This window comes from Cellulosimicrobium sp. JZ28 (assembly GCF_015327065.1).
Classification (GTDB): domain Bacteria; phylum Actinomycetota; class Actinomycetes; order Actinomycetales; family Cellulomonadaceae; genus Cellulosimicrobium; species Cellulosimicrobium funkei.
In genome coordinates this window covers 3,148,536-3,172,668 of sequence record NZ_CP017660.1, presented here as the reverse complement: position 1 = coordinate 3,172,668, position 24,133 = coordinate 3,148,536, and the positions used below count along the sequence as shown (strand labels likewise).

19 protein-coding genes and 1 rRNA gene are annotated in these 24,133 nt (G+C 74.0%); 15 read left to right on the top strand and 5 right to left on the bottom strand.

The features are described 5' to 3' along the window. The first annotated feature begins 72 nt into the window (after positions 1-72). The 5 genes from BJP59_RS14150 (at position 73) to BJP59_RS14130 (ending at position 9,186) form a co-directional block, all read left to right on the top strand. Positions 73-966, top strand: coding sequence for a hypothetical protein (locus BJP59_RS14150; protein WP_194521229.1), 894 nt, complete (start codon positions 73-75; stop codon positions 964-966). Then, positions 963-3,065, top strand: a complete 2,103-nt coding sequence (locus tag BJP59_RS14145; protein WP_114554001.1) for a YhgE/Pip domain-containing protein — start codon at positions 963-965, stop codon at positions 3,063-3,065. The genes BJP59_RS14150 and BJP59_RS14145 overlap by 4 nt, the downstream gene beginning before the upstream one ends. Positions 3,066-3,860: 795 nt before the next feature. Further along, a complete protein-coding gene (locus BJP59_RS14140; protein WP_228485442.1) occupies positions 3,861-6,767 on the top strand; it encodes an FAD-binding and (Fe-S)-binding domain-containing protein in 2,907 nt (968 codons plus the stop codon). A 195-nt stretch (positions 6,768-6,962) separates the two neighbouring features. Then, positions 6,963-8,762 carry an oleate hydratase gene (locus BJP59_RS14135; protein WP_194523076.1) on the top strand — a complete coding sequence of 600 codons (1,800 nt, stop codon included), beginning with the start codon at positions 6,963-6,965 and terminating at the stop codon, positions 8,760-8,762. 31 nt (positions 8,763-8,793) lie between these two features. Next, positions 8,794-9,186 carry a hypothetical protein gene (locus tag BJP59_RS14130; protein WP_194521228.1) on the top strand — a complete coding sequence of 131 codons (393 nt, stop codon included), beginning with the start codon at positions 8,794-8,796 and terminating at the stop codon, positions 9,184-9,186. Here the strand turns inward: BJP59_RS14130 and pdxR are convergent. Further along, complete coding sequence (pdxR, locus tag BJP59_RS14125) at positions 9,167-10,822, bottom strand: MocR-like pyridoxine biosynthesis transcription factor PdxR (protein WP_194521227.1); 1,656 nt, start codon at positions 10,820-10,822, stop codon at positions 9,167-9,169. The two genes, BJP59_RS14130 and pdxR, sit on opposite strands and share 20 nt — an antisense overlap. 110 nt (positions 10,823-10,932) lie before the next feature. Here pdxR and BJP59_RS14120 point away from each other — a divergent pair, with 110 nt between their 5' ends. The 4 genes from BJP59_RS14120 to BJP59_RS14105 are packed head-to-tail and all read left to right on the top strand — an operon-like array spanning position 10,933 to position 13,940. Continuing rightward, a complete protein-coding gene (locus BJP59_RS14120; protein ID WP_194521226.1) occupies positions 10,933-11,916 on the top strand; it encodes an aldo/keto reductase in 984 nt (327 codons plus the stop codon). A gap of 59 nt (positions 11,917-11,975) precedes the next feature. Continuing rightward, positions 11,976-12,539, top strand: coding sequence for a GNAT family N-acetyltransferase (locus BJP59_RS14115; RefSeq protein ID WP_194521225.1), 564 nt, complete (start codon positions 11,976-11,978; stop codon positions 12,537-12,539). 40 nt (positions 12,540-12,579) lie between these two features. Further along, on the top strand, positions 12,580-13,197 hold the full coding sequence (locus tag BJP59_RS14110; RefSeq protein ID WP_194521224.1) for a nitroreductase family protein: 618 nt from the start codon (positions 12,580-12,582) through the stop codon (positions 13,195-13,197). After that, entirely contained in the window at positions 13,194-13,940 is a 747-nt protein-coding gene (locus tag BJP59_RS14105) for a hypothetical protein (protein ID WP_194521223.1), read from the top strand. The genes BJP59_RS14110 and BJP59_RS14105 overlap by 4 nt, the downstream gene beginning before the upstream one ends. 20 nt (positions 13,941-13,960) lie before the next feature. Here BJP59_RS14105 and BJP59_RS14100 read toward each other — a convergent pair whose 3' ends face one another. Both BJP59_RS14100 and cofD read right to left on the bottom strand, forming a co-directional pair. Next, positions 13,961-14,842 (bottom strand): 2-phospho-L-lactate guanylyltransferase, encoded by an 882-nt coding sequence (locus tag BJP59_RS14100; protein WP_228485075.1) that lies wholly within the window; start codon positions 14,840-14,842, stop codon positions 13,961-13,963. Next, positions 14,835-15,788 (bottom strand): 2-phospho-L-lactate transferase, encoded by a 954-nt coding sequence (gene cofD, locus BJP59_RS14095; RefSeq protein WP_228485074.1) that lies wholly within the window; start codon positions 15,786-15,788, stop codon positions 14,835-14,837. Before cofD ends, BJP59_RS14100 begins: the two co-directional genes overlap by 8 nt. Before the next feature lie 85 nt (positions 15,789-15,873). On the opposite strand from cofD, the gene BJP59_RS14090 reads away from it, so the two are divergent. From BJP59_RS14090 to BJP59_RS20170, 4 genes are all read left to right on the top strand, one after another. Then, complete coding sequence (locus BJP59_RS14090; protein ID WP_194521221.1) at positions 15,874-16,194, top strand: MTH1187 family thiamine-binding protein; 321 nt, start codon at positions 15,874-15,876, stop codon at positions 16,192-16,194. Positions 16,195-16,343: 149 nt separating this feature from the next. Next, on the top strand, positions 16,344-17,798 hold the full coding sequence (locus tag BJP59_RS14085; protein ID WP_194521220.1) for a hypothetical protein: 1,455 nt from the start codon (positions 16,344-16,346) through the stop codon (positions 17,796-17,798). 127 nt (positions 17,799-17,925) lie between these two features. Beyond that, a complete protein-coding gene (locus tag BJP59_RS14080; protein WP_228485073.1) occupies positions 17,926-18,393 on the top strand; it encodes a hypothetical protein in 468 nt (155 codons plus the stop codon). A gap of 54 nt (positions 18,394-18,447) precedes the next feature. Further along, complete coding sequence (locus BJP59_RS20170) at positions 18,448-18,570, top strand: hypothetical protein (RefSeq protein WP_255541853.1); 123 nt, start codon at positions 18,448-18,450, stop codon at positions 18,568-18,570. A 13-nt stretch (positions 18,571-18,583) separates the two neighbouring features. Here the strand turns inward: BJP59_RS20170 and BJP59_RS14075 are convergent, their stop codons facing one another. Together BJP59_RS14075 and BJP59_RS14070 are read right to left on the bottom strand one after the other, a co-directional pair. Further along, the gene (locus tag BJP59_RS14075) at positions 18,584-19,435 is read right to left on the bottom strand and encodes an ABC transporter permease (RefSeq protein WP_194521219.1); all 852 of its coding nucleotides are present in this window, start codon (positions 19,433-19,435) and stop codon (positions 18,584-18,586) included. Further along, a complete protein-coding gene (locus BJP59_RS14070) occupies positions 19,432-20,541 on the bottom strand; it encodes an ATP-binding cassette domain-containing protein (RefSeq protein WP_194521218.1) in 1,110 nt (369 codons plus the stop codon). Before BJP59_RS14070 ends, BJP59_RS14075 begins: the two co-directional genes overlap by 4 nt. Positions 20,542-20,634: 93 nt before the next feature. On the opposite strand from BJP59_RS14070, the gene BJP59_RS14065 reads away from it, so the two are divergent. Together BJP59_RS14065 and BJP59_RS14060 are read left to right on the top strand one after the other, a co-directional pair. Beyond that, positions 20,635-21,648: a helix-turn-helix transcriptional regulator gene (locus BJP59_RS14065; RefSeq protein ID WP_194521217.1), complete on the top strand. Its 1,014-nt coding sequence runs from the start codon at positions 20,635-20,637 to the stop codon at positions 21,646-21,648. Between the two features lie 536 nt (positions 21,649-22,184). Next, positions 22,185-23,705 (top strand): 16S ribosomal RNA (locus BJP59_RS14060). The last annotated feature ends 428 nt before the right edge of the window (positions 23,706-24,133 follow it).

The window sequence follows — 24,133 nt, the reverse complement described above, 5'->3', positions numbered from 1 at the left end:
GCGTAGCGTTGTTGACCGTGAGTCAACGGCGCCCCGGGGCAGGCCCGGGACGCCTCGGAGGGGAAGAACCGGATGCAGATCACGCTGACGGACGTGCGCGTCGACGGGCGGCGCGAGCCCATGCTCGAGCCGATGGACCTCGCCTGGTCCACGGGCGAGTGCGTGCTCGTCGCCGGGGAGCCCGGGCACGGGCACACCGCGCTCGCCCTCGTCGCGACAGGCCGCTTCGACCCGTCCGCGGGGGAGGTCCGCCTCATCCCGGCGAGCACGCCGTCGCACCGCTCCGGCCGCCCCGCGCGCGGCGCCGCCGCGACCCTGCGCGACGTGACCGCCGTCGTCGACGTGCCCGGCATCAGCGAGCCCGATGACGCGCTCACCGTGGCCGACGTCGTCGCCGAGGGCCTCGCGCTCGCCGGCCGCCGCTCGCTGCCCACCGACGTGACCCGCTGGCTCGCCGACCACTCCCTCACCACCGACCGTGCGCGACGCCTCGACCAGGTGCCCGGGGTCGTGCGCACCGCGCTGCTCGCGGCGCTCGCTGCCGAGGACCCGGACGTCCGGTTCCTCGTGCTCACGCTCCCCGACCGGCACGGGGGAGAGCCGTCGGGCTGGTGGGAGGTCGCGCAGAGCCTCGCCGGCGCCGGGTACGGCGTGCTCGTCCAGTGCACGCGCGCCTCGGCCCGCGACCTCGGCGTGGACCTCCCGCCCGCGCGCGGCGCGTCGATCCACCAGCCGCCGGCCGTCGTGCTGCGCACGCGCCCCGAGCCGCCGCGCGACCCGGACCCCGCGCCGGACCCGGACCCGGACCTCGCGTCGGACCCCGACCCCGCGCCGGGGCCGGACCCCGCGCCGGGGCCGGACCCCGCGCCCGAGCCGGACCCTGCTCCCGAGCAGCCCGTCCCCGCCGCCGCACCCACCACGACCGACGCGCCCGCCGCCCCGCACGACCCCCAGGAGGACCGATGACCGCGATCCGCCTCGGGCTGTCCGAGCTGCGCCGCCTCGCCGCGGGCACGCTGCCCCGCCTCGCGATCCTCGCGATGGCGCTCATCCCCACGCTCTACGCGGGCCTCTACCTGTTCGCGAACCACGACCCGTACGACAAGCTCGACGAGATCCCCGCCGCGCTCGTCGTGCTCGACGAGGGCACGACGACCACCGACGCCCAGACGGGCGCGACGACGCGGCGCGACTTCGGGCGCGACGTCGCCGACCAGCTGCTCGACGACGGCGGCTTCGGCTGGGTCGAGACCAGCCAGGTCGACGCCGAGTACGGCGTGCGGTCCGGGCGGTACGACGCCGCGCTCGTCATCGGCCCGACCTTCTCGGCGGACCTCGCGTCCGCGGGCGAGTTCGAGCCGCAGCAGGCGAGCCTCACGCTCATCACCAACGACGCGAACAACTACCTCGCGCGCACGATCGCGGACCAGATCGTCGGCAAGGTGCGCGACTCGATCGCCGAGCAGGTGGGCACGGAGGCGGCCGACACGTTCCTGCGCGGCTTCGCGTCCATCCACACCAATCTCGCCGACGCCGTGGACGGCGCGGACCAGCTCCTCGACGGGTCGACGCAGCTCCGCGACGGCCTCGTCACCGCGGACGACGGCGCGCACACCCTCGCCGACGGCGCGGGCCAGGCCGCCGACGGCGCCGAGCGTCTCGACGCGAGCACCGGGACGCTCGCGGACGCCGTCGGGCAGCTCGACGACGGCGCGGAGGCGCTCGCGTCCGGGCTCGGCACGCTCCGGGGCGCGACGTCGTCCCTGCCCGCCCAGACCCAGCAGCTCGCCGACGGCGCCGCGCAGGTCGCGGACGGGAACGCGCAGGTCGCGCAGTACGGGCAGCAGGCGGCCGCGGCCGCGGGCGAGGTGCTCCCGACGCTCGACACGATCCGCGGCGACGTCGACGCCCGGCTCGACCAGCTCGTCGCCGACGGCGTCATCGACCAGGCGACCGCGGACCAGGTGCGGGCGCAGGTCGGGCCCGTGCTCGACCAGCAGCGCGAGCAGGTGCAGGGCGCCGTCGACCAGGTGACCGCCGCGTCCGGGAAGCTCGACCAGCTCGCGGACGGGTCGCGCCAGGTGTCCGACGGCGCGGCCAAGCTCGCGGGCGCGACGCCGCAGCTGACCTCCGGCATCGCGAGCGCCGCCGACGGCGCGGACCGCCTCGCCGACGGCACCGGACAGCTCGCCGCCGCGACCCCGCAGCTCGTGGACGGCGTCTCGCAGCTCGCCGACGGCACGCGCCAGGTGTCCGACGGCGCCACCTCGCTCGCGGACGGTACGTCGCAGCTGCGCGACGGCTCGGGCGAGCTCGTCGACGGCGTCACGCAGCTCCGCGACGGGCTCGCCGAGGGTCTCGGCCAGGTGCCGGACCTCGACGAGCAGACCCGCCAGGACACCGCCGAGACCATCGGCAACCCCGTGTCCGTGAAGAGCGACGCGCTGTCGTCCGCGGGCACGTACGGCGGCGGCCTCGCGCCGTTCTTCCTGTCGCTCGCGACGTGGATCGGCGCCTACGTGCTCTTCCTGCTCGTGCGCCCGCTGTCGTCGCGGGCCCTCGCCGCCGGGAGGTCGGGCCTGGCCACCGCCCTGGGCGGGTGGCTCACCCCGGCCGCGATCGGCGTCGTGCAGGTCGCCGCGATGTTCACCGTGACGAAGTTCGCGCTCGACATCGACCCGGTCCACGGGGTCGGGACCGCGCTGTTCCTCGTGCTGGTGTCGGCGACGTTCGTCGCGATCCTCCAGGCGCTCAACGTCTGGCTCGGCGCCGCGGGCCAGTTCCTCGGGCTCGTGCTCATGCTCGTCCAGCTCGTCACCGCGGGCGGCACGTTCCCCTGGCAGACGATCCCCGAGCCGCTGCGCTCCATGCACCGGTTCCTGCCCATGACGTACGCGGTCGAGGGCCTGCGCCAGCTCCTCTACGGCGGCAACATGGCGACGGTCACGCGCGACGTCACGGTGCTCGTCGTCGTGCTGGTCGCGGCCCTGGCCCTGACGACGGTCGCCGCCCGCAAGCAGCGCGTCTGGACCATCAAGAAGCTCCAGCCGGAGCTCGTCCTCTGACTCACGGGATAGAGCCCAGGTCTGCCGAGAAAGAGCCCTGGTCTACCGAGATAGAGCCCTGGTCTGCCGAGGTAGAACTGTGGTCTGCCGAGGTAGAGCCGTGGTTCTCGTGCCCGACGGCGTGTGGTTGCGTCGGGTGGTCGGGGTGGGTGGTGGTGCCGCGTCTACCATCCGCGCCGCTCGTTCCTCGCGTCGCTCCCGCCTTCTCGGTCGGGATCGTCCTACGTTCGCAAGCTCACTCCGGACGATCCCTCGTTCCAGGGCCGCCACGACGCGGCACCACCACCCACCCCGCCCGGCGTCGTCTCGCCGTGGTCTTCGCTCACCTGGGCGAATCACCCGCGGCGTCGTTCGCTCACGTCGGGCAGCGGCGACCCGCCCGCCGCGGGCGACCGGCCGCCGTCGGGCATCAGGTGCCCATGCCGGCCGCAACCTCGGCCGTGATCGGTGACCCCGCGCCGTCTGGCATGACCAGGCCTCTACGTCGGCGGATCACCCTTCTACCTCGACAGACCACGCCTCTACCTCGGCAGACCAGGGCTCTACCTCGGCAGATCGGGGGTCAGGGGGCGGACGGGGCGGAGGGTCGGGGGCAGGGGGTGCGACAATCGCGACGTGTCCGCTGAGATCGACGCCACCCCGACCCCCGCCCCGCAGCACCACGGGAACGGCTCGCGGCGGTCCGGCTCCCGCGCGACGACGTCGCCGGAGGCGGAGCGCGCCGCTGCCGTCCGCGAGGCGGAACGGGCGGCCGACGCCGCGCGCGCGGCGCTCGCGGACGCGCTACGGACGGTCGTGCGCGGCACGGTCGACACCGCGACGCGACGCCGCGCGGAGTACTCGACCGACGCGTCGAACTACCGCGTCGTGCCCGAGGCCGTGGTCTACCCGCAGGACGCGGACGACGTCGTCGCCGCGCTGGACGTGCTGCGCGAGCTCGAGGTGCCGGTCACGGCGCGCGGGGCGGGGACGTCGGTCGCGGGGAACTCGATCGGGCCGGGCGTGGTCCTGGACTTCACGCGGCACGTGAACCGCGTGCTCGACGTCGACCCGGAGGCGCGCACGGCGCGCATCGAGCCGGGCGTCGTCATGTCGACGCTCCAGCAGGAGGCGGCCCCGCACGGGCTGCGGTTCGGCCCGGACCCCTCGACGCAGAACCGCGCGACGCTCGGCGGCATGATCGGCAACAACGCGTGCGGGCCGCACGCCGTCGCGTACGGGCGCACGGTCGACAACGTGCTCGCGCTCGACGTCGTCGACGGCCGCGGGCGCCGCTTCACGGCCGGCACGGGCGACCCGACGTTCGCGGCGGTCCCCGGTCTGGCGGAGCTCGTCCGCGAGAACCTCGCGCTGATCCGCACGGAGTTCGGGCGGTTCGGGCGCCAGGTGTCGGGCTACTCGCTCGAGCACCTGCTGCCGGAGAACGGCTCGGACCTCGCCAAGGCGCTCGTCGGCACCGAGGGCACGCTCGTGACGATCCTCGAGGCCACGGTGCGCCTGGTGCCGGTGCCGTCCAAGCCGACGCTCGTCGTGCTCGGCTACCCGGACATGCCGTCCGCGGCCGACGACGTCCCGACCTTCCTCGGCCTCAGCCCCCTCGCGGTCGAGGGCCTCGACGCGCGGCTCGTCGACGTCGTGCGCCGCGCCAAGGGCGACGCGTCCGTGCCGCCGCTGCCCCCGGGCGCCGGCTGGCTCATGGTCGAGGTCGGCGGCGCGACCCCCGAGGAGGCGATGGCGAACGCGGAGGCGATCGTCGCGGCGTCGGGCAGCGAGGCCACGATGATCCTGCCCGCGGGCCCCGAGGCGACCAAGATGTGGCAGATCCGGGCCGACGGCGCAGGGCTCGCCGGGCGCACGCCCGCGGGCGAGCAGGCGTGGCCGGGCTGGGAGGACTCCGCCGTCCCGCCGGAGAAGCTGGGCGACTACCTGCGCGACCTCGACGCGCTCATGGCGCGCTACGGCGTCGACGGCCTGCCGTACGGGCACTTCGGGGACGGGTGCGTGCACCTGCGCATCGACATCCCGCTCGAGGCGTCGGGCTCGGTGCTGCGCACGTTCATGCTGGAGGCGGCCGAGCTCGTCGCGAAGTACGGCGGCTCGCTCTCGGGCGAGCACGGCGACGGCCGCGCACGCTCGGAGCTGCTCCCGGTCATGTACAGCCCCGAGGCGATCGCGCTCATGGAGCGGTTCAAGGCGCTGTTCGACCCGCAGGACGTCATGAACCCGGGCGTCGTGGTGCGCCCGAGCGCCGTCGACGACGACCTGCGCCGCCCGCACGCGCACCCGCTGCTGTCGAAGGTCGGTGCGCCGGGGACGCCCGGGACGAGCACGGCCGCGCCCGCGAAGGTCACGAAGATCTCGCGTCGCGCCGGCTACCAGGGCTTCTCGTTCGCGCACGACCACGGCGACATGACCCAGGCCGTGCACCGGTGCGTCGGCGTCGGCAAGTGCCGCGCCGACACCAGCGCCGCGGGCGGCTTCATGTGCCCGTCGTACCAGGCGACGAAGGACGAGAAGGACGTCACGCGCGCCCGCGCCCGCGTGCTCCAGGAGGCGGTGAACGGCACGCTCGTCGGCGGTCTCGCGGCGCCCGAGGTGCGCGAGTCGCTCGACCTGTGCCTGTCCTGCAAGGCGTGCTCGAGCGACTGCCCCGCGGGCGTCGACATGGCGCAGTACAAGTCCGAGGTCCTGTACCGGACGTACCGCGGCAAGCTGCGCCCCGTCGACCACTACTCGCTCGGCTGGCTCCCGGTCTGGGCGCGCCTCGCGACGGGCATGCCGCGCCTGGCCAACAAGCTGCTCGGGTTCCGGCCGCTCGCGAAGGCGGTCCTGTGGGCGGGCGGCATGGACACGCGCCGCTCCATGACGGAGTTCGCCGAGGTGCCGTTCCGCACGTGGTGGAGGCGCGGTGGCGCGACCCAGGGCGTGCCCGGCCTGCGCATCGGGCAGCAGCCCGGCCGCCCCGTGCGCGACGAGCGCCCGAAGGTCGTCCTGTGGACCGACTCGTTCAGCGACAACATGTCGCCGGGCGTGCCGCAGGCCGCCGTCAAGGTGCTCACGGCGGCGGGGTACGACGTCGTCGTGCCCGACGAGCAGGCGTGCTGCGGCCTCACGTGGATCAGCACGGGCCAGCTCGACGGCGCGCGCAAGCGCCTGGAGAACCTGCTGTCCGTGCTCGGCCCGTACGCCGTGAACGGCATCCCGATCATGGGGCTCGAGCCGTCGTGCACGGCCGTGCTGCGCTCCGACCTCGTGGACCTGTTCTCCGACGACCCGCGCGCCCAGGCGGTCTCCGCCGCGACGCGCACGCTCGCCGAGCTCCTCACCTCGGTCGACACCGCGCCCGGGCGCGAGTCCGGGTGGCGCGTGCCCGACCTCTCGGACGTGACCGCCGTCGTGCAGCCGCACTGCCACCAGCACTCGGTGATGGGCTTCGCCGCGGACGAGCGGCTGCTGCGCGACGCGGGCGCGACGATCAAGGTCCTCGCCGGCTGCTGCGGCCTCGCAGGTAACTTCGGCATGCAGAAGGGCCACTACGAGACGTCGGTCGCCGTCGCGGAGAACGCGCTCCTGCCCGCGCTGCGCGACGCCGCCCCCGGCGACGTGTACCTCGCGGACGGGTTCTCGTGCCGCACCCAGGCCGACGACCTCGCCGGCGTGCAGGGCAAGGCCCTCGTCGAGCTGCTCGCCGAGCGGCTCTGAGCCCGTCGGGCGGTCGGCCGCCCGACGACGCACGCCGCCCGACGACGCACGGCCGCCCCGGCCCGCACGGGCGCGCGTCCCCCTGGGGTGCGTCCGCGCACCGAGGTGCGGTCCGTCGACCCCGGCGCGAGCATGGCAGGGGAGCACCACCGCGGGCGGTGCTCCGTCCACGTCGTCGGCGGTGAGGGGCAGGCCATGTACTACTCCAGCGGCAACTACGAGGCGTTCGCGCGGCCGCGCAGGCCGGAGCGGACGGACCGGCTCGGGTCCGTCCACCTGGTGGGGGCGGGCCTCGCGTCGCTCTCCGCGGCGGGCTTCCTCGTCCGCGACGGCCAGGTGCCGGGGGAGAAGATCACCGTCTACGAGCGGCTCCGGCTCCCCGGCGGCGCGCTCGACGGCATCAAGGAGCCGCGGCGCGGGTTCGTGATCCGTGGCGGGCGCGAGCTCGAGGACCACATGGAGTGCCTGTGGGACCTGTTCCGCTCCGTCCCGTCGATCGAGACCGAGGGCGTCTCGGTCCTCGACGAGTTCTACTGGCTCAACAAGGACGACCCGAACTTCTCGCTCCAGCGCGTCACCGAGGACCGCGGGAAGGACGCGCACTTCGACAACCTGTTCCGCCTCGACGAGAAGGCGCAGAAGGAGATCACGAAGATCTTCCTCGCGCGCCGCGAGGACATGGAGGGCAAGTCGATCGAGGACGTCATGTCGCGGGACTTCCTCGACAGCCAGTTCTGGCTCTACTGGCGCACGATGTTCGCGTTCCAGGAGTGGCACAGCGCGCTCGAGTTCAAGCTCTACCTGCACCGGTTCATCCACCACGTCGGCGGCCTGCCCGACCTCTCGGCGCTCAAGTTCACCAAGTACAACCAGTACGAGTCGATGGTGCTGCCGCTCACGCGCTGGCTCATGGACCAGGGCGTGACGTTCCGGTTCCACGTCGAGGTCACCGACGTCGACTTCGACCTCGCCCCGGACCGCAAGGTCGCCACGCGGCTGCACCTGCTGGACCACGCGGCGGCCCACGAGTCCGGCGGGGCCGCCGTCGAGCGGACGATCGACCTCGGCGAGGACGACCTCGTCATCGCGACCATCGGCTCGCTCACCGAGAACTCCGACAACGGCGACCAGCACACGCCCGCGCGCCTCGACACGGGGCCCGCGCCCGCGTGGGACCTGTGGCGGCGCGTCGCGGCCAAGGACCCGTCGTTCGGCCGGCCCGACGTCTTCAGCACCGACATCCCGCTCACCAAGTGGCAGTCCGCGACCGTCACGACGCTCGACCGGCGCATCCCCGAGCACATCGAGCGCATCTGCCGGCGTGACCCGTTCAGCGGGAAGGTCGTCACGGGCGGCATCGTCACCGCGCGCGACTCGGCGTGGCTGATGAGCTGGACCGTCAACCGGCAGCCGCACTTCAAGGCGCAGTCGCCCGACGAGATCGTCGTGTGGGTCTACGGCCTGTTCGTGGACACCCCGGGCGACTACGTGAAGAAGTCGCTCCAGGAGTGCACGGGCGAGGAGATCACGCAGGAGTGGCTCTACCACCTCGGTGTCCCCGAGGCCGACATCCCGACGCTCGCCGCCGAGGCCGCGAGCTGCGTGCCCGTGATGATGCCGTACGTCACGGCGTTCTTCATGCCCCGGCACGCGGGCGACCGGCCCCAGGTCGTGCCCGACGGCGCACGCAACTTCGCGTTCATCGGCCAGTTCGCCGAGACGACGCGGGACACGATCTTCACCACCGAGTACTCCGTGCGCACCGGCATGGAGGCGGCCTACCAGCTGCTCGACCTGGAACGAGGCGTGCCCGAGGTCTTCAACAGCACGTACGACGTCCGCAAGCTGCTCGCCGCGGTGAACGCCCTGCGCGACGGCGAGGAGCTCGACATCCCCGGGCCGCGGATCCTGCGCGACCGGCTCCAGAAGAAGGTGGACGCCACCGAGATCGGCGAGCTCCTCGCCGAGTTCAGCCTCCTGTCCCACGACGAGTGACCTCGCGGCCCGGCATGGCAGCATCGGGGGCATGTCGACACCGGAGGACCTCGCGCGCCGCTACCTCGGCTGGCTCCTGCTGACCGAGGGCGCGCGGGCCGAGCGTCTGCGGGCGGAGGCGGAGGTCGGGGTCTCGGAAGAGGTACGGAGCGTCGTGGAGCACGACGCCGACCCGTTGCCCCTGCTCGACGCGCTCGTCGCGCAGGCCGTCGCGAGCGGGGACGAGCGCCTCGTCACGCGGCTCGGGGCAGGGATCGTCGAGGAGGCGATCGTGGGCCGGCCCGACCTGGCTGGTCGCATCGCCGCGCGATGCCGGGCGGAGCCGACCTGGACCGAGGTCGTGCGGGGGGCGTGGGTGGAGGAGCGCCGGGCGCGCGACCTCCCGGATCTGCTCCCCGCGCTCGTCACCGTCCTGAAGGGCTGACGAGGCTACCGCGGGCGGACCGCACCGCGTCGGCGAGCCGGGCGACGGCGTCGTCGACGCGGGCGTCGGCGAGGTTGCCGTACCCGAGCACGAGGGTCGTCGACCGTTCGGCGGGGCGCACCTGGTAGCGGCGCAGGTCGACGACGGTCACCTCGCGCCGCGCGGCCTCGCGCACGACGTGCGCGGCGTCGGGCGCGGGGTCGTCTTGCGAGCCCGGCAGGGACAGCAGCGCGTGCATCCCCGCCGCGATGCCGCGCACCGTCGCGCCGGGCAGCTCGCGGGCGAGGGCGTCGAGCACGGCGTCGCGACGGCGGCGGTAGCGTCCCCGCGCGGCGCGCAGGTGCCGGTCGTAGCCGCCGGACGCGACGAGCCGCGCGAACGTGAGCTGGTCGACGGTGGACGGGGCCGCCGTCGGGCCGTGCGGGGCGGAGGCGCGCGCGACGGACTCGCGCCAGCTGGCGTGCACGACCATCCACCCGACGCCGAACGCGGGGCTCATCGTCTTGCTCACCGAGCCGAGCAGCACGACCCGGTCGGGGTCGAGCTGCTGGAGCGCGGCGACGGGCCGGCGGTCGTAGCGGAACTCGGCGTCGTAGTCGTCCTCGACGACGACGCCGTCGACGTCCCGCGCCCAGGCGAGGACGGCCTCGCGCCGCTCGGGCGCGAGCGCGGAGCCGGTGGGGAACTGGTGCGCGGGCGTGAGGAGCGCGGCCCGCGCGCCCGTCCGTCGGGACGCGTCGACGAGCGCGCCGACGTCCGCGCCCCCGGCGTCCACGGGGACCGGGACGGGGGTGAGACCGGCGCGCGCCGCGACGTCGCGCAGCACCGACCAGCTCGGGTCCTCGACGAGCAGGTGGGTGTGGCCCGCCTCGACGAGCGCGGCGGCGACGCGCGCCATGCCGTCCGTCGCGCCGCGCGTCAGCACGACGGCGTCGTCCGGCCCGGTGACGACGCGCGCCCGGCGCAGGTGGCCGGCGACGACGGCGCGCGCGTGCGGGTGCCCGGCGGGGGCGGGCTGCCCGAGGTCGTCGTTCGACGCCGTCCCGCCGGACGTGCCGAGCGCCTCGCGTGCCGCGCGGAGCCACGCGTCGCGCGGGACGTGCCGGAGATCGGGGACGCCCGGTGCGAGGTCGAACCGGGCGCGCGCGACGTGGGTCCTGCCGGTGTGGGTCCGCCCGGCGTCCACGACGGCGCGCGCGGGTCTACCGTCCGCCGCTCGTTCCTCGCGGCTCCCGCCAGGCCCGCCACGGCCCGCGCGCGCCGTCGTTCCCGCCGGGCTCGTGGGCCGCTCGCCCAGCACGCTCGTTCCCCTCGGGCTCGTCGAGCGGGCGCCGGCTGCGGCGGAGACGCGGGTCGCGGAGCCGGTGCGCGCCTCGAGGAAGCCCTCGGCGACGAGCTGGCCGTACGCCTCCGTGACGACCCACCGCGACACCCCGAGCGACTCGGCGAGCTGTCGGCTCGGCGGCAGCGCCGCGCCGACGGGGACGCGGCCGGCGTGCACGGCGTCGCGGACCGCGCGCTCGAGCCGCTCGACGCGGGACCCCGGCCCCGTGCCCAGGTCGAGCAGGGCCTCCCAGGCGAGCGCCGCCGTCGGCCCGGGGCGCTCGGACGGCAGATTGGTCTGGTCGACGGCCATGGCATCGGACCGTACACCCGTGCCGATGCCTCCCTAGCGTGGAGCACGTCACCGAGACCACGGGTCCACCACGGACCGCTCGGACCACCGACAGACCCAGGGAGACCACCATGCGGTACCGCACCATCGGCGACGGGCGCACCTCCTTCGAGGTGTCGACCCTGTGCCTCGGCACGATGAACATGGGCACGCTCGTCGACGAGGAGACGTCGTTCGCGATCCTCGACCGCTACCGCGAGGCGGGCGGCACGTTCCTCGACACCGCGAACAACTACAGCTTCTGGGCCGGCGGCCACGGCCGCGACAGCGAGGACCTGCTCGGCCGCTGGCTCGCGAGCCGGGGCGCGCGCGACGAGGTCCGGATCGCGACGAAGCTGGGCGCGGCCAAGAAGGACCCGGCCCTGCCGCTGCAGAACGTCGAGCCGACGAACTTCCAGGGGCTCGGCGCCGACGTCGTCGCGGACGAGGCGCACGAGAGCCTGCGCCACCTCGGCGTCGACCACCTGGACGTCCTGTACGGGCACGTCGACGACCACGGGACGCCGCTCGCCGAGACCGTCGGCGCGTTCGGCAAGCTCCAGGCGGAGGGCGTCGTCGGCATCACGGGCATCTCGAACGTCGCGCTGTGGCGCGTCGTCGAGGCGCGCGAGGAGGCGCTGCGCCAGGGTGTCGCGCCCTACGGGCTCGTCCAGCAGAACTACACCTACGCCTACCCGACGCCCGAGCCCGGGCGGCACAACTGGGCGTCGTACGAGCTGCTCGACTACGCGGCGTCCACAGGCGTCGAGGGCCGCCCGCCGCTCGCCGTCACCGCCTACTCGCCGATCCTCCAGGGCGCGTACGTGCGCCGGGACAAGCCGCTCTGGGACGGGTTCGACCACCCGACCACGCGCGAGCGCATCCGCCTCCTGCACGAGGTCGCGGGCGAGCTCGGCGCGACGCCGAACCAGGTCGCGCTCGCGTGGCTCCTCGGCGGCGAGCACCCGGTGGTCCCGGTCGTCGGGCCCAGCACGGTCGAGCAGCTCGACGACCTCCTCGGCGCGGCCGACCTGGAGCTCGACCCCGAGCTGCGCGCGCGCCTCGACGCGGCCTGAGCCGGCCGAGCGGCCCGGCCCGGCGCACCCACGCCGGGCCGGGCTGCCACGATGGGCCGATGCCCACCACGATCGTCGCGCGCATCCGGCCCGACGACTGGCGCGAGCTGCGGGACGTCCGCCTGCGCGCGCTCGCCGACGCCCCGTCCGCGTTCGGCTCGACGCTCGCGCGCGAGGCCGCCTTCCCCGACGGCGTGTGGCGCGAGCGCGCGGCGCAGGGGCGCACGCTCCTCGCGCGTACCGTCCCCGACGGCGGCCCGCCTGGCGACCGCGACAAGTCCGACGACGGCGCCCCGCCCGGGAGCGGCCGGCCGCCCGGTCCCGTGGTCGGGGTCGCGGCCGTCGTTCCCTCGCCCGACGACCCGACCGTGGCCGAGCTCGTGTCCGTGTGGGTCGAGCCCGGCGCGCGGGGGAGCGGTGTGGCGGCGTCGCTCCTGGCGCGCGCCGACGACCTCGCGGCCGGGCTCGGCGCGCGCACGCTCGCGCTCTGGGTCACCGCGACCAACGCTCCCGCGCTCCGCCTCTACGAGCGCGCGGGCTTCGCGCCGACCGGCGAGACCCAGCCCCTCCCGAGCGACCCCCGCCTCCTCGAGCTGCGGATGACGCGGCGCGTCGCCGGATAGGGTGCGGGGACCTGATCCCGGACCGTGCCGAGGGGGCCGCGTGGAGTTCCAGGACGTCGTCCGACGCCGGCGCATGGTGCGCCGGTTCACCGACGAGCCGGTCGACCCGCACGCCGTCGACCGCCTCGTGCGCAACGCCGTCCGCGCGCCGAGCGCGGGGTTCGCTCAGGGGTGGTCGTTCCTCGTGCTCACGGAGCCCGACGACGTCGCGCGCTTCTGGTCCGCGACCTCGCCCGAGCAGCCCGAGCGGAGCATGAGCGCGTGGCTCGCCGGGATGCGCACCGCGCCCGTGCTCCTCGTGGTCCTCACGTCGAAGGACGTCTACCTCGACCGGTACGCCGAGGACGACAAGGGCTGGGCGGACCGCGACGAGAACCGCTGGGCCGTGCCGTACTGGCACGTCGACGCCGGGATGGCCGCGCTGCTCATTCTCCAGACCGCCGTCGACGAAGGGCTCGGCGCGTGCTTCTTCGGCGTCGCGCCGGGCGAGGTCGGACGGCTGCGCGCGGCGTTCGGCATCCCGGACGCGTACGCGCCGACGGGGGTCGTCGCCGTCGGGCACCCCGCCGACCGGGCGGCCACGGGCTCGCCGCGCCGTCGCGCGCGCAAGCCGCTCGACGACGTCGTGCACCGCGGCCGCTGGGGAGGCCGGTCGTGACGCGCTCGCGGGCGGGGGCGCTCGCCGTCGGGCTCGCGCTCGCCGTCCTCGGCGCGGGAGCGTGCACGGGGAGCGCGACGCCCGAGGACCCGACGGGCGCGGCGTCCGCGACGCGGACGGACCGGCCGCCCGCCGAGGTCCCGGCCGACGACCCGACCGCCTCGGGTGACCCGGAGCGGCTTCCGGGTGGCTCCGACGAGCCGACGGCGGTCGCCTCTGCCGGGCCGGGGGAGGCGCCCACGGCCGCTCCGCCCGAGGTCACGAGCCTCGGTGGCGCGGCGGGCGCGACACCGCTCGTCGCGCGGTCCGGGTGGCAGGTCGTCGGCGCGAGCGGCGCGTGCGTGCTGTCGTCACGTGCCGCGACGGACCTGGCGGCACCGACCGCGGGCCCGCGCGACGCGTCCGCCGCCCTCCTCGCGGAGACGGTCGCCGCGGACGGCGGCGACCTCACGGCTCCCCGCGACGTCCTGCTGCCCCTCCTCGCCGACGGCGTGACCCGCCAGGGGGTGAACGCCGCGGCCCAGGACTGGACGGTGACGACCCCGCGCGGCGAGGTGCGGGTGCGCGGGGCGGCGCGCGTCGTGAGCGTGCCGACGTTCGAGGGCGACGCGTCGACGCAGTCCGTGGTGCTCGCGCTGGACTGCGCCGGGCCGCTCGACGAGGGCGCGTGGCAGCGCCTCCTCGCCGACGTGCGGGCCGGCCTCGCGGCGCCCGCCGAGGAGCTCGGTACCTGGCCGTCGTAGCGGCGCGGGCGGGTGCCGGGTCAGGCGTCGTGGTCGCGCAGCGCCGGGACGTGCAGCCCGACGGCGGTCCGCACGGGCGGGGGCAGCTCGCCCCAGTCGTCCAGCGTGTCCAGGTCGACGGCGGTCCCGGGCCGCTGCACGACGACGGCCCGCAGCCCGAGCCGCTCGGCCTCCGCGACGTGCGCCGCGCGGCTGCCCGGCCCGAACCGGAACCGGAACCCCCCTCCGCCGGGACCGCCGTCGGGCCGAGCGCGAGGTTCCTGGCGTCCTGCGCCGGTTCCCGAGACCGCGGTCGTGCTCGACGGCGCGGAAGCCGGGGGTCCGAGGACGAGCAGGTTCGTGCCCGCGCCGACCCGGTCCGTCGCGACGACGACGGGGGCGTCCTCGGCGAGCAGCGCCGCGACGTCCGCGGTCGTGAGCGCCGGGAGGTCGGCGTGCGCGACGAGGAGCCGCACCGGGCCCGGGGCCGCCGCGTCCTGCGCCGCGGCCTCCTCCGCGATCTCCCGGCCCAGCTCGACCGCCGCGTCCAGACCGGGCCGGTCCGCGGGCTGGAGCACGATGCGCAGCCGGTCGGCGTCGGCGGTCAGCAGGGGCAGGTCGTCGGACGCGGCGTGCGCCGCGTCGGCGGACTCGTCGACCACGACGTCCCGCAGCGCCCGCCACGTGAACCGCGGGTCGGACGTCACGACGACCACGCGCTCGACGCCGTCGCTCGCGAGCAGCGTCCCCACGACGTGCCGCGCGAGCACGCCGATCAGCCTGCTGCGCGACGCGGGGTCGAGCACGTGCGCGAGCCGCGACTTCCCCGACGACCCGTCGCGGAGCGGCACGACCGCCACGACGCGCGCCGAGCCCGGCTCGCCCGGGCGAGGGCCGCCGTCGGGCAGCACGAGGTCACCCACGCGCGATCCCCGCCGTCCGCAGCAGCGTGCGCGCCAGGCGCTCGCGGCCCTCGGCGCCGCCCATGACCGTGTCCGTCACGACGACGTCCATCCCGAGCGCGCGGACGGCGTCCGCGAGGTGCGCGTCGTGGTCGTCGATGACCATGACGTCGACCAGGCCCGCGTAGAGGCGCGCGACGCCGAGCGCGGAGACCTCGTGCCCGAGCGTCGTGAGGATCTGCGCCGCCGGGCCCTTGAGCGCGCGACCGCCCACGATCGGGCTCACCGCGACGCGTCGCGCCGACGTCCCGGCGAGCGCCTCCCGCACGCCTGCGACGCCCAGCACCGGCTCCACCGACAGGAACGGGTTCGACGGCGCGACCACGACGAAGTCGGCACCGGTCACCGCGTCGAGCACGCCGGGCGCCGGGCGCGCAGCGTCGATGCCGTCGTAGACGAGACCGAGCACGTCGTCCGCGTGCCGGCGGCCCACGAAGTACTCCTGGAACCCGAGGCGCCCGGCGGGCGTGTCGACGAGCGTCGCGACGCGGTCGTCGGTCACGGGCAGCACGCGCGCCCGGACGCCGAGCGCCGACGTGAGCTGCGCGGTGACGGCGGACAGCGGCGCGCCCGCGCGCAGCCGGGCCGTCCGCACGACGTGCGTCGCGAGGTCGCGGTCGCCGAGCGTGAACCACGTGTCCTCGCCGAGCCGGCCCATCGCCTCCAGAGCCGCGTACGTCTCCCCGACGACGCCCCAGCCGCGCTCCTCGTCCGCGAGCCCGGCGAGCGTGTACGTCACGGTGTCGAGGTCGGGCGAGATCCAGAGCCCGTGCAGGTCGACGTCGTCCGCGACGTTGACGACGACCGTGAGGTCCGTCCCCGCGAGATCCAGACCGTGCGCGAGGCGGGCCCCGCCGACCCCGCCCGCGAGCACGGTGACGCGGTCGGTGCGGTGTTCTGCTGTCACGACGACGAGCCTACGTGGGAGCACGGTCCCCTCGGGGAGTCCCGGTGCCCCGGCCCGTGGCGCGGCGCCGTGCCACGATGGACCCATGGCCGTCTTCGCCTTCTCCGTCGCCCCGCTCGGTGCCGGCGAGTCCGTCGCGGACTCCGTCGCCGAGGCCGTCCGCATCGTCCGCGAGTCGGGCCTGCCGAACCGCACCGCGTCGATGTTCACCGAGATCGAGGGTGACTGGGACGTCGTCATGCCCGTGATCCAGCGTGCGACCGAGGCCGTCGGCGCGGGTGGTCACCGCGTGTCGCTGGTCCTCAAGGCCGACATCCGCCCGGGTCGCACGGGCGAGCTCACGGGCAAGGTCGAGCGCATCGAGGAGCGGCTCGCGGCCGAGTCGGAGGACACCGGGCACGCCTGACCTGGCGGGTGACGCCCGGGCCGGAGGGCGGGGCCGGACGGCTCTTGCGCACCGGTTCGCCCGCTTCGAGGGACTTGACCCGCCCCCGTAGGCTATGGCGCATACGCCCCCGCCCAGGTCGCGTTTCCGCTGCTGCAGGAGAACCCCCGATGCCCCTCTTCGAGGTGGACGCCGAGCGTCCCGTACTGGTCCAGCCGCCCCAGCAGGCAGGAGCATTCGGGACGGACGCGCAGCGGGTGGTGGACGGCAACCTCGAGGGACTGCTGGGCGAGCAGATCTTCCCGGTCGCGCAGGGCACGTCCGACGACGAGCCGCACCTCCTCGCGCTCGACGCGGCGGGGCTCCCGGTCGTCATCGAGGTCACGGCCGAGCTCACCGAGGAGGCCCTGACCGCGGCGCTCAACCACGCGGGCCGTGCCGGTCGCCTCACGCGCGCCGAGCTTGCCGCGCGCTACACGGGCGGCGCGTCGCGCTTCCAGCAGGACGTCGCCGCGTTCTACGACAACGTGCCCCTCACGCGCTCGCAGGCGACCGCGCGCGCCACGGGCGCGCGCCTCATCGTCATCTGCTCGAGCGCCGCGCCCGGCATCCAGGACGCGCTCGACTTCCTGCGCCAGCCCGGCTCGCCGGTCGCGGTGCTGCGCCTCGGCGTGGTCCACGGGGCCGACGGCCGTCGCTTCGTCGACGTGTCCCCGCTCGCGATGACGCGCGACAACCCCGCGCCACCCGCGGCACCCGAGCCCCCGCGGGGCCGTGCCGTCGCCCCCGGTTCCGACTTCGCGGACGGCGTCGCCGTGGGCCGAGCCCTGACCGGCAAGTTTCCCGTGGTGACGCGTCAGGCCGCGAGGTCCCGGGCGGAGCGCCGCCGGGCCGCCGAGCTCGAGCCCCGCACCACCTACGGCGTCGCGCCGTCGTCGGCCGACGAGACGGGCCAGCTCGCGCCCCTCGCCGCGACGGGCGAGCCGCGCCGCGCCGAGCCGCCCGTGCTCGACTTCGTCCCGCTGGACGACCCGCTCACCGCGCGCACGGCGCCCGAGCCCGCGCCGACGGCCTGGGCCGACCGCCGCCCGGTCGAGAGCGCCGACGAGGCACCGGCCCCGCGCACCTCGATCCTCACGCGCGAGTCGATCCGTACCCGGGAGTCGATCCGGACGCGCGAGTCGTACCTCACGCACGAGTACGGCGACCAGCGCAGCCCGGCGCAGGAGCGCCCGTACGACCCGCTGTCGTACCACCCGCCCGTCGACCTCGGCACGGGGTCGGACCTCCCGTCGCCGAGCCGCGACGTCGCGCCGGTGCCGTCCCCGCCCGCGGCCGACCTGCCGCTCGGCCCCGAGGACGACCCGGACCTCGTCGCGCTCGCCCGCGCGTTCGGCGCCCCGCGCCAGCTCGTCTGGTCGCGACCCCGGCGCGGGCAGCGCTTCGAGGCGGTGCTCCAGCCCGACGGCTTCATCGAGCTGTCCGACGGCGCCCGGTTCCGCCACCCGGACCTCGCCGCGGTCGCGGTCTCCGGCACCCACACCGCCGACGGCTGGAGCGTCTGGCGCCTGGGCACCGACGACGGCCCCACCCTCACCGACGCCTTTCGCGAGCACACCGCCTGAGCCCGCGGCCCGGGACCGCTCCTGGCGTGAGACGGGAGAAGTGGCCCCTGGCGGACTCGCCGCAGGGGCCACTTCTCGCATCTCGCCCCGGCGCCCCGGGACCGCACGACGACGACCGGAGGCACGCGTGATCGGGTTCCTGCACACGGCGGAGGTCCACGTCGTGACGTTCGGTGCGCTCGTCGACGAGGTCGCGCCGGGGGAGGGCCACACGCACCGCGTGGACGTTCCCCTGCTCGACGCCGCGCGCGGGGGCGTGCCCGTCGCCGCGCGGGTGCGAGCCCACGTCGAGGCGCTCGTCGCGGCGGGCGCGTCGGTGGTCGTGTGCACGTGCTCGACGCTGGGGCCGGTCGCGGAGAGCGCCGGTCGGGGGTCGTCCGCGGTCCCCGTGGTGCGGGTGGACGCGCCGCTCGCGGCGGAGGCGGTGCGCGACGGCGGCCGGGTAGCCGTGGTCGTCGCGCTCGCCTCGACGGTGGCCCCGACGACGGAGCTCCTCGCCGCCGCGGCCCGCCGCGCGGGGACGCAGGTCGAGCTGGAGCCGGTCGTCTGCGGCGACGCCTGGGCGGCGTTCGAGGCCGGCGACCTCGCGGCGTAACACCGGGCCGTCGCCGACGCGGTGCGGGACGCCGTCGTACGCCGCAGGCCCGACGTGGTCGTGCTCGCGCAGGCGAGCATGGCGCCCGCTGCCCGGCTGCTCGCCGACGTGCCCGTCCGGGTGCTGACGAGCCCGGGGAGCGCGGTGGCCCGGGCCGTGGAGCTGGCCCGGGCCTGACGCGCGCCCGTGCTCAGTCGGTCGTCCGCACCATGGTCCGGATCCCGACGGCGAGCCCGACGGCGGCCGCCCCGACGGCGGCGACCCACCCCCACGCGACGGCGGACGCCGTGAGGTCGCCCGCGAAGAGCGCCCGCTCGGCGTCGACCACGTAGCGCAGCGGGTTGACGTCGGACGCGACCTGCATCCAGCGGGGTCCGGTCTCGAGCGGCAGGAGCATGCCGGACAGGATCATGAGCGGGAAGACGAGCGTCTGCTGCACGACCCAGAACATCCAGTCCTGCTTGCGGACGGCGAGCGCGAGCGCGTAGCTGAGGGAGCCGATCCCCACGCCGAAGACGGCGAGCAGCACCAGCCCCACGACGGCGCCGGCGGGGTGCAGCTCGAAGCCGAACGGCAGCATGACGAGCACCACGACGACGGACTGCGCGACGATCGGGACCATCTCCTTGAGCGCGCGCCCGACGAGGAGCGACGCGCGCGACAGCGGCGCGACGAGCATCCGCTCGTGCGCCCCCGTCTGCAGCTCGACGAGGAGGTTCGCGCCCGTCGTGGACGTCCCGAACAGCGTCGTCATGACGAGGATCGACGGCACGAACCACTGCCAGACGTTGCCGCCCAGGACCTCCTGGCCGGTCGTCGTGCCGCCGAGCGACCCGACGAGGAGCGGTCCGAACAGCGCGAGGAAGACGATCGGCTGGACGAGCCCGAAGAGCACGGAGAACGGGTCGTGCAGCACGGGCCGCAGCTCGCGCACGAGCACGATGCCGGTGTCGCGCGCGAAGGCGGCGAGGCCGCGGCGCGGGGCGTACGCGTGGCTCGGTGCCGTGCGCGGGGTGGTCGGGGTCGTGGTGACGGTGCTCATGCTGCAGTCCTCTCCGTGGGGTGGGCGTCGGCGCCCGTGGTGGCGCCCGCCTCGCGCAGGCTGCGCCCGGTGAGGGCGAGGAAGACGTCGTCGAGCGTGGGCCGGCGCACCTGGGCGGTGTCGACGGCGATCCCGGCGGCGTCCGCCGCACGCAGCAGCCGGGGCAGGTAGGCGTCGCCCCGCTCGGCGCGGACCTCGAGCGCGGGTGCACTGCCGGGCCTGGCTTCCGGCCCGGTGTCGGGCCCGGCATCGGGCCCGACGGCGCCCGCGTCCTCGGGCGTGCGGGCCACCTCGCGGAAGCCCTCGACGCGGCGGGCCAGCGCGGTGAGGTGGGCGGCGTCGTCGTGCGCGCGACCGCCCGACGGCGCGAGCGTCACGAGGACGCGGTCCCCGGCGAGCTCGGCCTTGAGGTTCGCGGCCGTGTCGTCCGCGATGACGCGCCCGTGGTCGACGACGACGACCCGCTCGGCCATGGTGTCGGCCTCGTCGAGGTAGTGCGTCGTGAGGACGATCGTCATGGGCTCGCCCGTCGTCGCGCGGGCGCCGTCGCGCATGCGCAGGACGTGCTCCCACAGGTTCGCGCGGTTATGCGGGTCGAGACCCGTGGACGGCTCGTCGAGGAAGAGGAGCGACGGCGCGTGCACGAGGCCCATGGCGACGTCGAGCCGACGGCGCTGCCCGCCGGAGAGGTCGGACACCTTGCGGGTGCCGTGCGCCGTGAGCTCGAGGGAGTCGAGCAGCTCGTCGGCGCGTCGCCGGGCGGTCCGGCGGTCCAGGCCGTGGATGCGGCCCTGGCTCGCGAGCTCGTCGACGGCCCGCTGCGCGTGCCCGGCCCCGTTGCCCTGCCCGACGTACCCGATGCGGTGGCGGACGGCGTCCGGCTCGGCGACGACGTCGTGTCCCGCGACGGTGGCGGTGCCCGACGTCGGCCGGGTCAGCGTGGTGAGCATGCGCAGGGTGGTCGTCTTGCCGGCCCCGTTGGGGCCGAGGACGGCGACGAGCTCGCCCGGCGCGACGTCGAGGTCGATGCCCCGCACGGCGTGCACGGTGCGGCTCTCGTCCCGCCCGACGGCGAAGTCCTTGGTCAGTGCTCTGGTCCGGATCACGGTGCTCCTCCTGGGTGCGGTGCGTGCGTCGGGAACGACTCTGCTCCGGGTAGCGGACAGGTCCGGTCCTCTACCTCGTGCGACGCTGGAGCCATGCTCGAGACCTCGGGACGACTGCTGCGGCTCCTCTCGCTGCTCCAGGCGCGCCGCGACTGGCCGGGGGCCACGCTGGCGGAGCGGCTGGAGGTGAGCCCGCGCACCGTGCGGCGCGACGTGGACCGGCTGCGCACGCTGGGCTACCCGGTGCGCGCGACCAAGGGCCCCGACGGCGGGTACCGGCTCGACGCCGGGGCGGACGTGCCGCCGTTCCTGTTCGACGACGAGCAGGCCGTCGCCGTCGCGGTCGCCCTGCGCACGGGCACGCTGCCCGGCGTCGAGGACGCCGCGGCCCGGGCGCTCGCGACCATCCGACAGGTGATGCCCGCGCGGCTGCGCACGCGGATCGACGCCCTGGAGGTGACCGCCGTGCCGGGGCGCCGGGAGCAGGAGCTCCCCGCCGTGCGTCCCGACGTGCTCGTCGCCGTCGGGACGGCGGCGAGCGAACGACGCGTGCTCCGGTTCGACTACGACGGCGGCACCGGTGAGGTGCTGCGCGCGCCGGGTGCTCCGGAGGGCGCGGGGTTCCGCGCCCCGCGGCGCGCGGAGCCGCACCACCTCGCGACGTGGGGCGGGCGGTGGTACGTCGTCGCGTGGGACCTCGACCGGGAGGACTGGCGCACGTTCCGGGTCGACCGGATGGTCCCGCGCGAGGGCACCGGGGCACGGTTCACGCCGCGCAGGCTGCCGGCGCCCGACGTCGCGACGTTCGTCGTGGAGCGGTTCGCCACCACCAGCTACCCGGTACGCGGCACCGTCGAGCTCCACGCGGGCGCCGCGACGGTGGCGCGCTGGGCGGGCACGGACGCGATCGTCGAGCCGGCGGGGGAGGGACGGTGCCGCCTGACGACGGGCTCCTGGTCCTGGGGCGGGCTCGCGGCCCGGTGCGCGATGTTCGACGTGCCGTTCGACGTCGTCGGGCCGCCCGAGCTGCGCGACGCCGTACGCGTGCTGGGGGAGCGCGCGCGAGCGGCGGCGAGGGGTGAGCCGGGTCACGAGGGAGCGAGTTGACCTCCTGGCCCGCGACCCCGTAATGTTCTCGAGGTCGCCCGGCAGGGAGGAACAGACACCACGGCACAGCTCTTCGGAGCAGATGCGAAGTGGCTGGTCCCCCGGGCGAAACTCCCACCAGATTTCTCGGAGCACAGTGCTGCGCCGTGAGTGCGGTGAGGGTGTCTGGATCAGGTACATTTCTGAACGGAAATCCGGTTTTCACCGGTCCGGGACGAACGGCCGGGTCTGGTAGGATTCAGAACGAAGGAAGCGCCCCGCGCAAGGGCCTCGGGAACGAGGTCGGAGGCGGTGTGTGTCGGTTGTTTGAGAACTCAACAGTGTGCTTGTTAGTCAATGCCAAATTTTTTGTCCCTGTGGCATGGCTGGCCTGGTTGCCCGTCGGGTGGTTGGGTTGGTTGTGTCTGGGATTCCTTTGGTTGATTTCGGAAGATGATGTCATCTTTCGTGTTGATGCCAGTTTTGTGAACCCTGTTGGGGTTCGCTTCGTATGGATTGTTCACTGCCGGGTTTGTCCTGGTGGTGGGCGTTGTTCATTTACGGAGAGTTTGATCCTGGCTCAGGACGAACGCTGGCGGCGTGCTTAACACATGCAAGTCGAACGATGATGCCCAGCTTGCTGGGCGGATTAGTGGCGAACGGGTGAGTAACACGTGAGTAACCTGCCCTTGACTTCGGGATAACTCCGGGAAACCGGGGCTAATACCGGATATGAGCCGCCTTCGCATGGGGGTGGTTGGAAAGTTTTTCGGTCAGGGATGGGCTCGCGGCCTATCAGCTTGTTGGTGGGGTGATGGCCTACCAAGGCGACGACGGGTAGCCGGCCTGAGAGGGCGACCGGCCACACTGGGACTGAGACACGGCCCAGACTCCTACGGGAGGCAGCAGTGGGGAATATTGCACAATGGGCGAAAGCCTGATGCAGCGACGCCGCGTGAGGGATGAAGGCCTTCGGGTTGTAAACCTCTTTCAGCAGGGAAGAAGCGCAAGTGACGGTACCTGCAGAAGAAGCGCCGGCTAACTACGTGCCAGCAGCCGCGGTAATACGTAGGGCGCAAGCGTTGTCCGGAATTATTGGGCGTAAAGAGCTCGTAGGCGGTTTGTCGCGTCTGGTGTGAAAACTCGAGGCTCAACCTCGAGCTTGCATCGGGTACGGGCAGACTAGAGTGCGGTAGGGGAGACTGGAATTCCTGGTGTAGCGGTGGAATGCGCAGATATCAGGAGGAACACCGATGGCGAAGGCAGGTCTCTGGGCCGCAACTGACGCTGAGGAGCGAAAGCATGGGGAGCGAACAGGATTAGATACCCTGGTAGTCCATGCCGTAAACGTTGGGCACTAGGTGTGGGGCTCATTCCACGAGTTCCGTGCCGCAGCAAACGCATTAAGTGCCCCGCCTGGGGAGTACGGCCGCAAGGCTAAAACTCAAAGGAATTGACGGGGGCCCGCACAAGCGGCGGAGCATGCGGATTAATTCGATGCAACGCGAAGAACCTTACCAAGGCTTGACATGCACGAGAAGCCACCAGAGATGGTGGTCTCTTTGGACACTCGTGCACAGGTGGTGCATGGTTGTCGTCAGCTCGTGTCGTGAGATGTTGGGTTAAGTCCCGCAACGAGCGCAACCCTCGTCCCATGTTGCCAGCGGGTTATGCCGGGGACTCATGGGAGACTGCCGGGGTCAACTCGGAGGAAGGTGGGGATGACGTCAAATCATCATGCCCCTTATGTCTTGGGCTTCACGCATGCTACAATGGCCGGTACAAAGGGCTGCGATACCGTAAGGTGGAGCGAATCCCAAAAAGCCGGTCTCAGTTCGGATTGGGGTCTGCAACTCGACCCCATGAAGTCGGAGTCGCTAGTAATCGCAGATCAGCAACGCTGCGGTGAATACGTTCCCGGGCCTTGTACACACCGCCCGTCAAGTCACGAAAGTCGGTAACACCCGAAGCCCATGGCCCAACCGTTCGCGGGGGAGTGGTCGAAGGTGGGACTGGCGATTGGGACTAAGTCGTAACAAGGTAGCCGTACCGGAAGGTGCGGCTGGATCACCTCCTTTCTAAGGAGCTACCAACCCTCGTCCGCTGGTGTTTGCTGGTGGGTGGGTGGTTCAGGTGCCACGCCATCGCCGTCCGTGTGGTGGGTGGTTGCTCATGGGTGGAACATTGACGAAAGAGCTTTCTTGGTCTTGCTGGTGTCAGTACCTGCCGGCTCGCACGTGCCTCTTCGGGGGTTGGTGTGGGTGGTGGTGGAACATCGCGGGTGGGACCTGGGGGGCTTGTCGAGCACACTGTTGGGTCCTCAGGTCACCGGCCACCGGTTGGTGGGGTGCCTGGTACGGGCCGGTCCTTGGACCACGAACCGCTTCGTCTGCGCTCTTGTCTGAGGGTGTGGGTGGGGTAGGCGGGTCTGGTGGGGTCGGGGTCGTTGGTTGTTTGAGAACTGCACAGTGGACGCGAGCATCTTTGTAAAGATCAAGACGCACCC

Bases quoted from the DNA above. Each gene is read 5' to 3' on its own strand.
- BJP59_RS14150 (WP_194521229.1), top strand. From the start codon at position 73: ATGCAGATCACGCTGACGGACGTGCGCGTCGACGGGCGGCGCGAGCCC.
- BJP59_RS14145 (WP_114554001.1), top strand. From the start codon at position 963: ATGACCGCGATCCGCCTCGGGCTGTCCGAGCTGCGCCGCCTCGCCGCG.
- BJP59_RS14135 (WP_194523076.1), top strand. From the start codon at position 6,963: ATGTACTACTCCAGCGGCAACTACGAGGCGTTCGCGCGGCCGCGCAGG.
- BJP59_RS14130 (WP_194521228.1), top strand. From the start codon at position 8,794: ATGTCGACACCGGAGGACCTCGCGCGCCGCTACCTCGGCTGGCTCCTG.
- pdxR (WP_194521227.1), bottom strand. From the start codon at position 10,822: ATGGCCGTCGACCAGACCAATCTGCCGTCCGAGCGCCCCGGGCCGACG.
- BJP59_RS14120 (WP_194521226.1), top strand. From the start codon at position 10,933: ATGCGGTACCGCACCATCGGCGACGGGCGCACCTCCTTCGAGGTGTCG.
- BJP59_RS14115 (WP_194521225.1), top strand. From the start codon at position 11,976: ATGCCCACCACGATCGTCGCGCGCATCCGGCCCGACGACTGGCGCGAG.
- BJP59_RS14090 (WP_194521221.1), top strand. From the start codon at position 15,874: ATGGCCGTCTTCGCCTTCTCCGTCGCCCCGCTCGGTGCCGGCGAGTCC.
- BJP59_RS14085 (WP_194521220.1), top strand. From the start codon at position 16,344: ATGCCCCTCTTCGAGGTGGACGCCGAGCGTCCCGTACTGGTCCAGCCG.
- BJP59_RS14075 (WP_194521219.1), bottom strand. From the start codon at position 19,435: ATGAGCACCGTCACCACGACCCCGACCACCCCGCGCACGGCACCGAGC.
- BJP59_RS14065 (WP_194521217.1), top strand. From the start codon at position 20,635: ATGCTCGAGACCTCGGGACGACTGCTGCGGCTCCTCTCGCTGCTCCAG.